Annotated in this window: 10 protein-coding genes; 3 read left to right on the top strand and 7 right to left on the bottom strand. The window is 49.0% G+C overall.

Annotated elements, in window-relative coordinates; all coding sequences use genetic code 11:
* Window positions 1-132: 132 nt before the first annotated feature.
* Both CGZ75_RS00160 and CGZ75_RS00155 read left to right on the top strand, forming a co-directional pair.
* Window positions 133-540, top strand: coding sequence for a hypothetical protein (locus CGZ75_RS00160; protein ID WP_176444628.1), 408 nt, complete (start codon window positions 133-135; stop codon window positions 538-540).
* Between the two features lie 226 nt (window positions 541-766).
* The gene (locus CGZ75_RS00155) at window positions 767-1,246 is read left to right on the top strand and encodes a hypothetical protein (RefSeq protein ID WP_089522018.1); all 480 of its coding nucleotides are present in this window, start codon (window positions 767-769) and stop codon (window positions 1,244-1,246) included.
* Between the two features lie 126 nt (window positions 1,247-1,372).
* Here the strand turns inward: CGZ75_RS00155 and CGZ75_RS00150 are convergent, their stop codons facing one another.
* The 7 genes from CGZ75_RS00150 to CGZ75_RS00120 form a co-directional block, all read right to left on the bottom strand.
* Window positions 1,373-1,756 (bottom strand): DUF423 domain-containing protein, encoded by a 384-nt coding sequence (locus CGZ75_RS00150; protein WP_089522016.1) that lies wholly within the window; start codon window positions 1,754-1,756, stop codon window positions 1,373-1,375.
* Window positions 1,757-1,848: 92 nt separating this feature from the next.
* Window positions 1,849-2,886, bottom strand: coding sequence for a LacI family DNA-binding transcriptional regulator (locus CGZ75_RS00145; protein ID WP_089522014.1), 1,038 nt, complete (start codon window positions 2,884-2,886; stop codon window positions 1,849-1,851).
* Between the two features lie 209 nt (window positions 2,887-3,095).
* Window positions 3,096-4,469, bottom strand: coding sequence for an ABC transporter substrate-binding protein (locus tag CGZ75_RS00140; protein ID WP_089522012.1), 1,374 nt, complete (start codon window positions 4,467-4,469; stop codon window positions 3,096-3,098).
* A gap of 50 nt (window positions 4,470-4,519) precedes the next feature.
* Window positions 4,520-5,359 carry a carbohydrate ABC transporter permease gene (locus tag CGZ75_RS00135; protein ID WP_089522010.1) on the bottom strand — a complete coding sequence of 280 codons (840 nt, stop codon included), beginning with the start codon at window positions 5,357-5,359 and terminating at the stop codon, window positions 4,520-4,522.
* Window positions 5,360-5,372: 13 nt separating this feature from the next.
* Window positions 5,373-6,266 (bottom strand): carbohydrate ABC transporter permease, encoded by an 894-nt coding sequence (locus CGZ75_RS00130; RefSeq protein ID WP_089522008.1) that lies wholly within the window; start codon window positions 6,264-6,266, stop codon window positions 5,373-5,375.
* Complete coding sequence (locus CGZ75_RS00125) at window positions 6,241-7,377, bottom strand: Gfo/Idh/MocA family protein (RefSeq protein WP_089522005.1); 1,137 nt, start codon at window positions 7,375-7,377, stop codon at window positions 6,241-6,243. Before CGZ75_RS00125 ends, CGZ75_RS00130 begins: the two co-directional genes overlap by 26 nt.
* A gap of 381 nt (window positions 7,378-7,758) precedes the next feature.
* Window positions 7,759-12,414, bottom strand: a complete 4,656-nt coding sequence (locus CGZ75_RS00120; RefSeq protein ID WP_089522003.1) for an S-layer homology domain-containing protein — start codon at window positions 12,412-12,414, stop codon at window positions 7,759-7,761.
* A gap of 682 nt (window positions 12,415-13,096) precedes the next feature.
* On the opposite strand from CGZ75_RS00120, the gene yhbH reads away from it, so the two are divergent.
* A complete protein-coding gene (gene yhbH, locus CGZ75_RS00115; RefSeq protein ID WP_089522000.1) occupies window positions 13,097-14,242 on the top strand; it encodes a sporulation protein YhbH in 1,146 nt (381 codons plus the stop codon).
* The last annotated feature ends 44 nt before the right edge of the window (window positions 14,243-14,286 follow it).

Here is a 14,286-nt window from a genome sequence, read left to right as displayed (position 1 = left end):
TTCCAACCGCATTCCCACATCTTATGCGCGCCATGATTCAGTTGGTGAAGAGTCTCCGCCAATTCCGCAGGAGTGAGTTGAGGGTTCGATTTCGCTAATAAAAGTTACTTGAATGCACTGAGATCCGTCGCAGTGGTAAAACCAAGTAACAAAGGTTACTTGAATGCATTCAAACCCACTACAGCAGCAGAACCAAGTAACAAAAGCTACTTGAATGCTCTGAAACCCACTGCAGCAGTAGAACCAAGTAACAAAAGCTACTTGAATGCTCTGAAACCCGTCACAGCAGCAAAACCAAGTAACAAAAGCTACTTGAATGCTCTGAAACCCGTCACAGCAGCAAAACCAAGTAACAAAAGCTACTTGAATGCTCTGGAACCCGACACGGCGACAGAACCAAGTAACTATAGCTTCTTGCTTGAGCCAGCACCCACTGCAGCAGCAGATCTAAGTAACAAAAGTTACTTGAATAAGCAAAACCCACTGCAGCGGCAGAACCAGAAATTCGGCAGGAGTGGGTCAGTGGTTCGTACCCGCTAACTCGGCAGGAGTTGGTTTAGATTTGTTAGGCTGAAACGGCCCGAACAGCTACGATGATAGGCAAAATTATAGCCTTTTAATTAAATCTGACTAGCTGACGCGTCTCCGTTTTACCAAAACGCCGATTCTGCTACAAAACATCAAAAAATAGGACTATGTAATCAACAATTCCGATGATATAGTTAGTTTATTATTATATTAACGTTCGGGGGAACTATAACATACTATGAAAGACAAAGGTCTTCGTACCTATTCCTTCCAGACTGACCTTGTCATCGAGGCGCATAACCACGACGAGGCAGAAGTGCTGCTCAAGCAGCTGCTGGACACCGCTGGACTCAGCCGATACCGCTTAGGCAAAGGTTCACTCATCGGTTTCTCCATTTCAGAGGAACCTGCCGTTACGCCTAACATTGGAGTTGCCGCAGCAGCGGAGGTTGTTCCTGAGATTATCCCTACTATTGAAGCTACCACTACTTCTTCCGACCAAGGCCTTAAAAATCTCGCTCTCGATATGATTCGATGCTGCCTGGAGGACGGAAGACTCGTGCGGCTCAGTATCAATCGTGGCAAAGGCGTACAACTCAGCGTCCCCTGTCGCATCATCAACTTGGATGAGGAAACAGGACTTTTGACCGTCTACCATGTAGATGAGAAGCAAGTGTACACGTTCAGCATCGGGGAAATTGATGATTTCGTGTTGTAGTAGCCTCACATTTTGCACCAAAAGTCCCTGATCGGAATACTACGACTTAGAACAAAAAAGAACCTTTATGGGATAGGCAGTTCAGCCTATTCCATAAAGGTTCTTTTTGCGCAATTGGCAGTAAGCTCAGCTGCTGTCGCGAGCCTTCCAAGCGCTGTAAGCAAAAATCGCCCAACCGGCGATGAAACAAACGCCGCCGATCGGGGTGATAGCACCTAGCCATTTTACTCCGCTCAGACTAAGTACATAGAGACTGCCAGAGAAAACAAAAATGCCGACGTTGATCAGGCGTCCTCCGACTCGCAGCCCCTTCCGATCGCCGAGCCGGCTAGCGGCAAGGGCTATGATCATTAACGCGATCGCATGGTACATCTGATAACGTACACCAGTCTCAAATATAGCTAACATGTCGGAATCTAAACGGTCTTTCAAGCCGTGAGCGCCGAATGCTCCGAGAGCAACGGCAATGAGCGCGTGCACCGCGCCATAAGAAATATAACGGGGAAACATATCGGCAGGGCTCCCTTTTCTATCGTTCCTATTAGGAACGGACTCCCGATAGTATAACATGGCCCTCAAACGCGAGGCGTTACAATGCCGTGTCAAACTCCCGACTTAACAACCTCAACATCCGATACCACTCCACTGGAACGCCGAACAATGAGCTGATGCGGAACTGTCATTCGGACAGGCAATGTGTATTCCTGATTCAAGTAGCTGAACAGCAGCTTGACCGCATAACTTCCCATCTCCATTTTAGGAACATGAATCGTAGATAGCGGTGGTGAGGTGTATTCAGAAATTTCAATGTTGTCGACCCCGAAAAAGGCGATATCTTCTGGAATCCGAAGCCCACGTTCGGAAGCGGCTCGCATGGCTGCAATAGCCATCGTATCACTGGCAGCAAAGATCGCAGTTGGTACAGATCTATTCTGCTCAAAAGCCTGTTTCGTCAGCTCGTAGCTTAGAGAAACATCCCATTTTACATCGAGCACCCAGCTGTCATCAATCTCCAGTCCAGCTTCCCGCATCGCTTTCTCATAGCCCAAATAACGCTTTTCTAAACGGTAATAATCGTTATATTCCGAGCCTCCAAGGTACCCGATCCGCTTATGACCAGAACGAATCAAGTACTCCACTGCTGACTGTGCTGCCCCCATCCGGTCATAACATACAACGGGCACGCTGAGATCCGGCAAGTCTACACCGACGACGGCTCTGACATTTTCTTTGATCCAGTTATAAGCATTAGGCTCAATTCGTTCTACAACGATGATTCCATCCACATGCTGCTCTTTTACGAGCTGCTGCAGCTGCTGTAAGTCCGTTGGCTTTTCTACGCTGAAAATGAATTCAAGACGAAGTCCGGCTTCTTCCATTGAACGCTCGATTCCGCCTAAAATAACCATGAAATAAGGGTTATTGTATTTATTCTGAGGCGCAGCAACGACGCAGCCGATCCGGAAAGTGGATGGCTTCACTTCGCTTCTAGCACCTTTGTAGTCGAGTTTTTCTGCTGCTTCCCGTATTCTCCTGCGAGTATCCTCACTGACGGAACGAGAAAGATCGTTCTTCATCACCCTCGAAACCGTAGAGATTGAAACGCCAACCAGTTCAGCAATATCCTTTAGTTTGGCCATTTTGCTTTCCTCTCTTCATCAATCCAAGGTCCCTTAACTCTTTTGGGGCAAACTTTGCGTTGCAATTCATTCTATAATCACTACCCTACCTTGTCAACTTCCCATTTTCCATGTATTGGAATATCTTTTTTCACTTGTTGTGCCGCAGCCATCCCATAATATGATGAAAGAAGGAGGCACTTGCAGCCCCCTTCTTTCAGCTTAAGGTTTTATTTCATTTTTGATGCCAGATCCTTCAATGCAGCTTCCAAATCTCCATCACCAGCAAGAGGCAACTTCAGCGATTGCTCTCCGTATGTCCACACAAGATCGGTTTTCTTAACTGTGAATGGAGAAATAATACCGAATTTTTGTGCATCCAGGAAGATCTTGTTCGCTTCGCCTGCCGTTGCGATATAGGCATCAGCAGCCGCTTTGTTAGCCGGGATCGAATAACCTTGCTTAGCTAGCTCGGTTTGCCCTTCAGGACCTGCCAACCAGGCCAGCAATTTGTAGGCAGCTTCCTCGTTTTTAGTGGAGGAGCTTACAGCCATACCTGCCGGTTGAACGACCGTTTTTGTTTCTTTAAACTTCGGCAGATACGTAGTACCGTATTCGGTTTTGGCTTCTTTGAAGTTGTTGATGTTCCAGTTGCCGCCCGGGTTCATTGCTACTTTACCCGTGCTGATCGCCAGGCCGACTTGGCCGCCGAGACCTTCGATTTGAGCTGGAGTTGTGTTGATCTTTTTGTTCTTTGTGATGTCAATGAAGTAGTCCATAACTTCCTTGGCTTCCGGAGTGTCCAGTGCAAGCGAGCCGTCATCGTTGACTAGCTTGGCGTTGTTAGACCACAGCTCAGGTTCAAGGAACCAGTCTATCGTCGAGCCTGGAGAAATGGACATGCCCCATTGAACGATGTTTTTGGCGTTAAATCCAGCTTCACCTGGGTTTTTACCGTTTTTGTCTAACGTCATCTTCGTTGCGATTTCTTCAATTTCGGCCCAAGTAGGCTCAAGGGAAGGCTCTTTGGCGCCTTTAGGATTGGTTTTTGGATCGCTGAAAAGCGTCTTATTGTAGTACCACACAATGACGTTGGCATCAATCGGCAGCGACACTTGTTTGTCCTTGTATTTGTGAAGACCGAGCAAGCTTGGATCGATATTGTTGAGATCAAAACCGACGTCCTTAAGCGGTCCGTCCAGCTCTTTGAAAATCCCGAGCTCAGCATACTTTTCAATGAAAGCGAAGCTGGTCTTGAATACATCGGGCAGCGTGCCGCCAGCCGCATTTGCCGTCAATCCATCCCAATAGCTGCCCCAATCTTTACCTTCCATCTTGACGGTTATGTTTTTATTGGCCGCCATAAATTTATCGAGCAGCTCCTGCGTGCGTTGCAACTCTTCCGCTGTTCCCCATTGGGAATAAGTAATCGTTACCGGCTCTGCCTCCTTTGCAGGAGTTGCCGCTGTGTTTTCCGTTCCCGCATTAGTAGCAGGAGTCGAGTTGTTGCTGGAGTTCGAATTATTGTTCGATCCGCATCCTGCAGCAACAAGAGCGATCGACATGGTTAGAGCGAGCAGACTGATTTTTCCATTTGTTTTCATGCATAGGTCCCCTTTGGTTTCATTTGAAAACAAAATCTTTGCCCCTATTTCTACCCTTTCGAACCAGTCAGCACCACCCCCTCAACGATATACCGTTGCGCGAACAGGAACAGCAAGGCGATAGGGATAATGCTGATAAATGCACCTGCCGACAATGAAGGGAGGTCTTGGCTGGTTTGTCCGATGAGTAGCTGCAGACCGACACTGAGCGTAAACTTCGCGTTATCTTTCAGATAAAGGAACGGACCGAGGAAGTCCAGCCAGGAATTGACGAAAGCGAAGATTACTGTCGTTACGACAATCGGTTTGGACAGAGGCATGATTACTTTTGAGTAAACAACCCAGCGTCCGCCTCCATCAAGATAAGTTGCTTCGTCCAGCTCATGGGGAATCGTCATGAAAAACTGGCGGAAAAGGAAGATGTAGTACGCTCCCCCGAGCCAAGCAGGCACAATGAGCGGCAGCCACGTATCGATCCAGTCCAGCTTGGTGAATAGTACATAAGAAGGAATCATCATAATGGAAGGAGGAATCATCAGCGTAGCGAGCACGATAGGAAAGAGATATTTCCTATGATTCGTCTGAAAACGAGAGAAACCGTATGCTACGATCGAGCTTGAGATGACCGCGCCAATTACGATCAGAATCGAGATGGTAAAGGAGTTCCCGATCCATGTCCACATTAAAGGCTGGACGGAGAACAGTCTTTCGAACGATTCAACCGTAATCGGATTCGGGATAATCGATGGCGGGAACTCATACGTTTCGGCCTTTGTTTTCAACATTGTAGAGAGCATCCAGATCAGCGGTCCGACAAACAAGGCAAGAGCAACCGTTAATATCAAATACTTCCCCAGCGTCTTAAGTCCATTGCTTTGTGGTTTGTTCATGCGGGGTGTCCTCCTATTTCTCGCTCTCATAGTACACGAAGCGGTTGGAAAGCTTCATGAGCACAAAAGTAATCAGCGAGATCAGCGCGAATAAGAAGATGGACTGCGTCATCGCCATATTGAACCTCAAATCGGTAAACGCCGACTTATAAATGTTGTAAACAAACGTGTAAGCAGCGTAGTTCGGGCCTCCCCTTGAAAGGAGCAGCGCTTCGGTAAACAGCTGGAAGTTATACATTGTTTGGATAATGACGACGAAGAGAATCGACGGGCTGATCATCGGCAGCGTGATGTGGAAGAAATTCCGAAAGCGTCCTGCTCCATCAATGTGAGCGGCTTCATAAAGATGTTTGGGGACATTTTTAAGAGCGGCAAGAAAGATCAGCACCCCGCTGCCGGAAATCCAAACCTGCAGGATGATGATGACAGGCTTAATCGTGTGTTCGCCTCCAAGCCAGTCCGTCTTGGCCATGCCAAACGTGGAGAGAACCGCATTGAGAATGCCGAATTCCGAGTTAAAAACAAGCTTCCAGATAATAACGGTTGCAACGATCGGGACAAGCGTAGGCAAGTAGTAAAACGCTCTGAAAACTGCAATTCCCTTCACGTTGAGGTTGAGCAGCATAGCTAGCAGCAGCATGCCGGTTGTTACGACAGGAACTCCGATCACTACGAAGTAGAACGTATTGAACAAACTTTTCCCAAAGATCGGATTGTTGAACATATCAATAAAGTTATCTAATCCGACAAAATTGTAATCAACCGAGCCCGGCAGACGAGCATCCGTGAATGCATAGAAAACCGACGTTCCGAACGGAATGAGAAAGAAAAGAGCAAAACCGATTAACCAAGGTGCGATGTAAAGAAAGAATAAGGGAGTGTCAAATTTTCTCAAGCTGCCTTTCATGCTTCCACCCCTCGCTTGTTAATTCATGCAGATAAACATAGCGCTCCTCAACAATAGATTTCTCAGCTGCAAGCGCTACCAATAGCGCATCTCGGCCTACCTGTGCAGAGGCAGAAGGCTGCTTACCCTCACGAATACATTTAAGGAATTCAACTCGCTGAGTTTGTCCGCCCGTATGGCCGCCCAAGATCGAATCCGAAATCACATCGATGTCGAGATGCTCCGTAGTGGAATTTTCACCGCCAACGATATCAATCGTTTTATCATTGCGAACGACCATCTGTGCGCCATTGTCGCCGATCAGGCCAATTTCCAGCCCTTCTCCCATCAAGTTCCTTGGCTTGAGGTACATACAGAGACCAAGATTCGCCTTACTGCCATTCTCATACTCGATCGTTACCCAAGCGTGGTCGACGATGGACACATCTTTGATTTCCTTTGTTGGATAATGCGTGTAAGAGTTTGTAATCTGATTGGGCTCACCTTGCTTAATGACATGCTGACCACCAGTAGCGAACACCCGCTTCGGACGGGAGCCAATCATCCAGTTGAAAATATCAAAGTGATGACAGTCCTTCTCGACAAGCGCTCCGCCGGAGCGATTTTTGTCATAGAACCAGTCAGTTGGAGGGAATGGTTCGCGGAATTCCTTGCACCACATCAGCTTGACTTCTCCCAGCTTGCCGAGGGAAAGTTCTTTTTCCATTCTGCGGTACACGTTGGAGTATCGATATACAAGTCCAATCTGCAGGAAGCGACCACTCTTCTCAGCTGCAGCAATAATGGCATCGCAATCCTGGAGGGTATGAGCTACAGGCTTTTCCAAAAAGACATGTTTGCCGGCTTCCAGGAACGCAACCGCCAGCTCCCGGTGAAGATAGTTCGGTACCGCGATCACGACAGCGTCGATGTCATCAGCATGAAGCAGCTCCCTGTAATCACTGCAAATTTCAGGCTGCGAATTTTTCAACTCAACTAGCGTTCTCTGTACATTCGCCTCATCGCCGTCACAAATATACTTCACTTCACATTCCGGCAACAGATCAAAGCCGATGCAATGATGAGATCCCATGTCGCCGACCCCGATGAAAGCCATTCTAAGCTTGTTCATGTTGTACACTCTCCAATTGGTCATAATTGCGCCAATCCCTTTTACCGTGGGAAGCAAAGATCAGCCTTTATCTAACCTGATTATAGCCCAAACTTTTAAAAATCGTCAACAATTTTTGGCTAATATATTTAATATTTTGCGCCAATTATTTGCTTAGTGTTAAAGTGTAGCTATTCACTAAGTGAAATAGGCATTTTGTCTTCAAAACCATAGTCATTGGGGCGATTTGTTAACGGTTCCAATCTCTCAGGTTTCGATTTATTTGCGCCAAATAATCTCTCCATAGCCGATAAACGTAAACAGGAGGAAACTGAGCTCGGCTCAGTCTCCTCCTGTTTTGCTGATGCAGCTTAAATCCCTTGCGCACTATCAAATAGAAAACTAGCGATTAAGCAAATGTAGAATGCGTGCCAACATAACGGCTGCTTCCGCCCGAACGGCTCCTTCCTTCGGACGCAGAGAGCCTTCAGCATCGCCTGCTACAAGCGACAGCTCCGTGGCGGCGCGTACGCTCTCCGCTGCCCATCCCGAAATATCGGCATTGTCGGCAAAAGCCGTGCCAGTCTCACTGCCGCTAAGCTGCAGACCAAGCTGTTTGGCTGCCCTTACCGCCAGAACAACCATTTCCTCTCGGCTAATGTAGCGGTTTGGCTGGAACGCGCCATCGCTTCCTTGAACTAGTCCCGCCTCCTGCGCGGAGGCCACTTCAGCGCTGAACCAAGCCGTAGTCGGCACATCACGGAAAGGCTGCGATTGATCCTTGGCCGATGGAAGTTTCAACATCCGAACAAGCATCGCCGTAAACTCCGCTCTCGTTACTGGAGTTCGAGTTTGGAAGCGGCCCTGTTCGTCCCCTTTAACGATTTCTTTGGCGGCAAGCTCAGCCACAGAATCACTTGCCCAATGGCTTGGCATTAAATCCGCAAAAGATTTGCTGTAATGCATCCATACATACTCTCCTGGCCCGCTGATCGTTGCAGCCGGCTTGCCTCCAATAAGGCGCGCTGGATACAGCTTCAGGGAAGTACCATCAACTTGATACAAATTGACAAGTGAAGCATCGTTTACAGCCCCCGGCAGTGTAACCAATATTGGCGCCGTGAAAGCCGTCAGTTCGTTTGTCTTGGCATTTTCCTTCACTGCCAGCTTCACACCGAAGCCTGAGGCTGCGGGTTTCACATTTGCTCCTTGGCTTAAGCCGTACGCCGAGGCTACGGATTGACTTTTTGTACCGGCAAGCGCCTCAATACTGATGGACAGGCTTGCCGAACCGCCCGTTGTTTGTCCCTTTGCCTGCTTCACAACATCGCCGGGAATTTCAAACGTTGTATCCCCAGACTTCACAACTATCGCTGGACTGTTCTTCATCGCTTCCGCCGAAAGAGACAGCAGAAGGCTCGTTTTGCCCGTTTCAAGCGTCAGAACGATTTTCCCGCCTGTTAACACAGGCGAATTTACAAGTTGTACCTTGTCGTCAGAGCCCGGAGTCGGACTTGGTGTCGCCGTCGGACTTGGTGTCGCCGTCGGACTTGGCGTTGAGATCGGGCCTGACGTTGGCGTCGGTGTTACAGATGGAGTTACAGATGGTGTTGCAGACGGCGTTGCAGACGGTGTTGCGGATGGCGTTGGCGTAGGAGTGGAACTTGAGTCGGTTCCGGTCACCGCCACGCTTCCAATCTTATAACGCCCGTCGTTCTGCTCGTCGCCTATCGCCAACTTGACGCCTGGTTGGCCGGTCGATGGATCAATAATCGCCGCCTCAAGCTGATACGTCCCGGACTTAAGGGTAGCCGGAAGTTTAAGCGCAGCGCTCACATTGTGTCGGCCCGGAAGAAGATTGATTAGATCCGTTGCCGTGTCCTGATAGTTGTATACCACTTCGCCCACCGCGTTGCGCAGGCTGTACTCGATATTCCAGTCCCGGTAAAACGGAGCTACTCCCTTGTTATTCCAGATGCTCTCCACCGTTATTTCGGAACCGGCATTGGCCGTCGGGCTGCTTTTCACCGCTTCAACGACAAAACGGTAACCGATCAGACGCTGCATAGCGTCGATATTGGATTGAATCTCCGTTCCATATGGAGTTCTAGCCGGAGAAGAAGGACCAAGCCATGTAGTGTGGCTCTCCCTCATCTGGCGCAACGATTCCATTATCGTATCGTCTGTAAGGAAGCTTTCCGCGTTGCCGTTTGCGAACTCGCCTCCGGAATAGTTCGTTTTCCAGTAATCCGGCATTATAGATGCAGCCAGAACAGCGTCGGCTTGGGACGGATCATCCACAAACTCTTTGATGCCGCTCCATCCTTTTTTGCTCCAGCCAATGAATTCGTCCGTGCTGGATTTGATACCAAATACGTCATTGAACAAGCCCATGTTATTTTCTTTTGCTACTGGGAACGGCTTACGCATTCCTAGAGGAGTATTCTTGAAAGCGTCCAAATAATGCTGGACATATTGGTTTGACACGCTGAGATTAGGGAATACTCCCGTACCGGCCGGCCAAGTATGCCATTCCCCCCAATGCCCCAAGCTGCCCAGCTGAAGATGCGCAATAAGGGAGTCCTTGTCGTAACGCGCTGCCACAGCTTCAATCATCCGCTTATGTTCTTTGATGAGAACAGGGCTGTCGTAATTCGGACTAAAGCCGGCACGGACGTCGCGGGTGAAGCCATTATAATGAGTGCCCGGATCTCCTGCTGCATCCAGCTCCTCGTAGAGCCAATCCGGAATATCCATATGAGGCTGACCGGTCGGCGTATCCAATACTAGACGCAGATTGATTCTTTTTCCAAGTGATCTCCAATAATCGAACTGGTACTTTTTCTCAATACCTTCCCAATCAAACACGCCTTTTTGAGGCTCCAGCTCTCTCCAGGTAACCCCAACATAAACAAGGCTGTGTTGTTGAGTGTAAGGTGTTCCTGGCGGTTGGCTGCTGCTGTTTGCCCAACCCGCCCATCCTATAAACGGATTATTCAACACATCAAAGTTCTCACGCGGATAAAAAACATCCGACTGATGCGTCGTGCTTGTCTGGCCTACCGCCAGCATTGGAGAATCGGATGCCGGAACCTGCATGATGCCCCGTTGCAGCCAACCAATTTGCACCGGAGCGGGTCCGCTCAGTCCGATTTGATTCAGGTAAAGAGCGATTTCAACCCAATCATCGCCCGCATTCAAACGTACTTGGCCGCGGTTCGCCCAAGCGCTCTGCGCTGCGTCATAAGCATAAAGAATGCCTTTTTCAATCTTGTAGTCGTAGGCTGCATCCTTCCAATTAACCGAGTCAGTATTGGATGTGTTAGGTTTGCCGCTGTTGATATAGTAAACATTGCGGAGATCCAGCTTCTCTCCCTTCACACGGATATACAGCTTCCGCTCGTCCTGGGCAGCTTGCAGCGTATACGGCACCAGTCCTGCCTTTGCTCCAATCTCAACGTCGCTCCAATCTCCGCCGTTTCCGTCTACAATGATTTTCGGATTGACATTTACGATTTGGATTGTCGCAGGCTCGCCGGTTCTCGCCGGTGCGCCGTACACATTGCTAATTACGCCGGCATGGATGCTCTTTTCGGTTGTCACGCCGATTGCGCTAAGCGGCAGAGCGAACTCAATGACTTTGTTGGTTCCCGTTCCGGATCTTTTATATTCGTACTTAGTATCGGTGACCTTCCAGTCGCGATTTTCGTCCGCCTTGAACAGATTGCCGCTTTGGACCAAATACTCCGCCGCCAGCTTGCCTGCCCATGCGGAAGATGATCTGCCCGTATTTGGATTTTTGTCTGTGTCTAAAAGGAAGTGCTCCCACAGATTCGGAAATTCCGCCGCATCGATCTGTCCCGTGACGAGCCCATACAGTTTGCCTCCAGAAACATGGGCTTTAACACTCATCGCTCCTGCTTCCGGAGCTGTCCCGAGCAAAGGAATTCCAGCCCAATCGCCAGCATTGCCGTCAATTGTAAGCCGAGGCTGCTCAACCAGCGACAGCGTAAGCGGTTCTGCATTGGTTGCCGGGATAGAAGTTCCGGTGGCCAAATAACCGACCCGGATACTTTTGGCGCTTCCCGCATTTAGACTGCTCACGGGCAGGCTCCACTCGATCGTCTTGTTTTTTCCTGATCCTCCACGCATGTATTTGATTCCGCTAGCTTCAGCCGGGGTTGGCCCCCATGCTTTGCTGCTGCTGTTCCAAGCATATAAGACCCCGTTTTGGACAAAAAATTCCGACCCGAGCTTATTTTTCCACGCCCAGGATTGATAACCGCTCACCGGATCATTGTCCACGTCAAGATACAGATGATCGTAGATAGCCGGGATTTCTCCCGTGTCAACTTCACCTTGAATAAGGACATTAAGCTTGCCGTCGCCCAGCGAGTATTTCAGTGATGTCTCTCCGTCCGGACTCAGCTGCAGTACAGGAGTATCTGCCCATTCCGTACTGTAGGCATCTATCGTGACGACAGGAGGGGCAAGCGGCGCAGGTTCATGAACGGTTTTGGTAAGCTTCACCGGCATCGTTGCTTGTCCTAGTTCTGGAAGCGCATATCCATCCGTTTCAAAAGCAAGCTTCATGAGTTCAGGTGCTGTTCCGCCCAGCAGAGTCATGGCGATTTCATATTCAACACCAGAAGGAGATACGGCTATTTGAGCCTTTCCTTGCTGTACCCAGTCCTCATTCTCGAACCGATACACCGTATCGTTCACAATTTTGTAGTCCGCGCCAACCCCACCGTTCCAGTAAATCACCTTGCTGCCCGTAGCCTCATCAGCATCGGTATTCAAATAAAGCGTTTTCACTTTATCCAGTCCCGTTCCGTTAACGAGTACATACAGCTTGTCCTCCTTCAGGACAGCTTTAATATCCTGAAGCCGGTTGGCGCGCACCGAGCTGACCACTTCGGAAGATGTCCAATCCTCAAAACTGCCGGCCTTAATGCCTGACTGATCCGCATAAACCTGGGCAGCTCCTCCCCAAGTGCCTAATGGCATTGCAACTGCTGCAGCCAACAGCAACGCCGTTAATCGTTTCCCCTTCATTCCTGTTCCCCCCAAGAAAGTATTAAGCCGGCACTTGACCGACCCTATGTCCAACCGCCATGCATCCCCTAAATAAAGCGCTTACAACTCCTTTGAAAATCTGAACCTGATGTTTCTTAACACTAAATGATTTGAATCGTTCCGAGTCTTCGTCCTGGAGTTTGAGTACAAGTTGAATGGCGCCTGATGGAAAGGAATGTGGAACAAGTGATGTTTAACACGAATGAAAAATGTGGGTGGGGCATGATTGCAGTGCTGCGAATCATGGAGCTTAAGCATGAGCCGGGCTGTCGTAGAAGAGCATCACCTCGTCTGTTTGATCTCTCTAACAAAATTTGGCCCAAACTTTAATGATATTTGCAGGTTTTAATGCTTATTATGCAGATTTATTTGCGCCAATTATTGTAATCGAATCGTAAAGTTTTTCTCATGTTTTGTCAATGACTTATTGATTATTCTTTAAAGGGTGGTTTGACAGCGCCATTCCCTACCTTTACTCTTACGCTCATCTATCCCAACTTTCGTTTAATTCTGCCCTCCTTAATTTGGGCTTAATTGGGGCAATTTCACCCTAACTATCACTTCTCCCCCCTCGCTTCGGGTCTGATTCACTCCCCTTTGAATATAATTGGAGAACAGGTCCAACAGGCTCTGAAAAACGAACGAAGCGGGGTGAGCGGCTATGACGGAACCGTTGTTCATCGTATCGCGCGAGGACTGGTCCCTGCACCGCAAAGGCTATCAGGACCAGACCCGGCATCAACAGAAAGTTCGCGATGCCATCAAGCACAATCTGAAAGATATCGTCACCGATGAGAGCATTATCCTGTCCAATGGCAAAGATACCGTGAAAATACCGGTGAAAAGCATCGACGAGTCTCGCTTCGTCTACAACTACAATAAGAAACAGCATGTCGGACAAGGAGACGGCGACTCTCAGGTGGGGGATGTGCTCGGTGTAGATCCGAGCTCAGCTAAGGGTCCCGGCAAAGGAAAAAACGCTGGCGACCAGGCTGGCGAGGACTACGTCGAGACCGAGGTCACGATGGATGAGCTGGAGGATCTGCTATTCGAGGAGATGGAACTGCCTAGGCTGGAGCAGAAGCAAAAAGAGAATGTGCAAGCCGCCGATATCGATTTCAACGATATCCGCAAAAAAGGCATCATGAGCAACATCGACAAAAAAAGGACGCTGCTGGAAAACCTGCGGCGCAATGCTGGCATTGGGCGCCCAGGAATTGGTGGCATCACACCGGAGGATCTCCGCTACAAAACGTGGCAAGAGGTCATGAAACCTCATTCCAACGCCGTTGTGCTGGCGCTCATGGACACGAGCGGCTCGATGGGCTCTTTTGAAAAATATTGCGCACGCAGCTTCTTTTTCTGGATGACAAAATTTCTAAGGCGCAAGTATGAACATGTAGAAATCGTATTTGTCGCTCACCATACGGAAGCGAAGGAAGTGACGGAAGAGGAGTTTTTCACACGCGGCGAAAGCGGCGGTACGATCTGCTCCTCCGCTTACCAAAAAGCGCTTGATATTATCGATAGCCGCTATCCGACCTCAAGCTGGAACATCTATCCCTTTCACTTCTCCGACGGTGACAACTTGACCTCAGACAATGAAAAATGCGTCAAACTGATCGACGAACTGATGAAGCGCTCTAATCTGTTCGGCTACGGCGAAGTGAACCAGTACAACAGGAGCAGCACACTCATGTCCGCCTACAAACACATCCAAAACAAAAAATTTCTCTATTCTGTCATCCGTGACAAAGGCGAAGTTTACGACGCTCTCAAACGTTTCTTCGCCAAGCCGACCGCCTGAGCTGAGCCGCGCCAACCCGCTATGTCTTGGCCGCTGAACGCAGC

This window comes from Paenibacillus herberti, assembly GCF_002233675.1.
In the GTDB taxonomy this organism is placed as follows: domain Bacteria; phylum Bacillota; class Bacilli; order Paenibacillales; family Paenibacillaceae; genus Paenibacillus_O; species Paenibacillus_O herberti.
Note: the sequence above shows the minus strand (reverse complement) of the source record. Positions and strands in the feature narration are given on the sequence as shown.

Excerpts from the sequence above, each read along its gene's own strand:
- CGZ75_RS00145 (WP_089522014.1), bottom strand. The coding sequence starts at position 2,886 with ATGGCCAAACTAAAGGATATTGCTGAACTGGTTGGCGTTTCAATCTCT.
- CGZ75_RS00155 (WP_089522018.1), top strand. The coding sequence starts at position 767 with ATGAAAGACAAAGGTCTTCGTACCTATTCCTTCCAGACTGACCTTGTC.
- CGZ75_RS00140 (WP_089522012.1), bottom strand. The coding sequence starts at position 4,469 with ATGAAAACAAATGGAAAAATCAGTCTGCTCGCTCTAACCATGTCGATC.
- CGZ75_RS00125 (WP_089522005.1), bottom strand. The coding sequence starts at position 7,377 with ATGAACAAGCTTAGAATGGCTTTCATCGGGGTCGGCGACATGGGATCT.
- CGZ75_RS00150 (WP_089522016.1), bottom strand. The coding sequence starts at position 1,756 with ATGTTTCCCCGTTATATTTCTTATGGCGCGGTGCACGCGCTCATTGCC.
- yhbH (WP_089522000.1), top strand. The coding sequence starts at position 13,097 with ATGACGGAACCGTTGTTCATCGTATCGCGCGAGGACTGGTCCCTGCAC.
- CGZ75_RS00130 (WP_089522008.1), bottom strand. The coding sequence starts at position 6,266 with ATGAAAGGCAGCTTGAGAAAATTTGACACTCCCTTATTCTTTCTTTAC.
- CGZ75_RS00120 (WP_089522003.1), bottom strand. The coding sequence starts at position 12,414 with ATGAAGGGGAAACGATTAACGGCGTTGCTGTTGGCTGCAGCAGTTGCA.
- CGZ75_RS00135 (WP_089522010.1), bottom strand. The coding sequence starts at position 5,359 with ATGAACAAACCACAAAGCAATGGACTTAAGACGCTGGGGAAGTATTTG.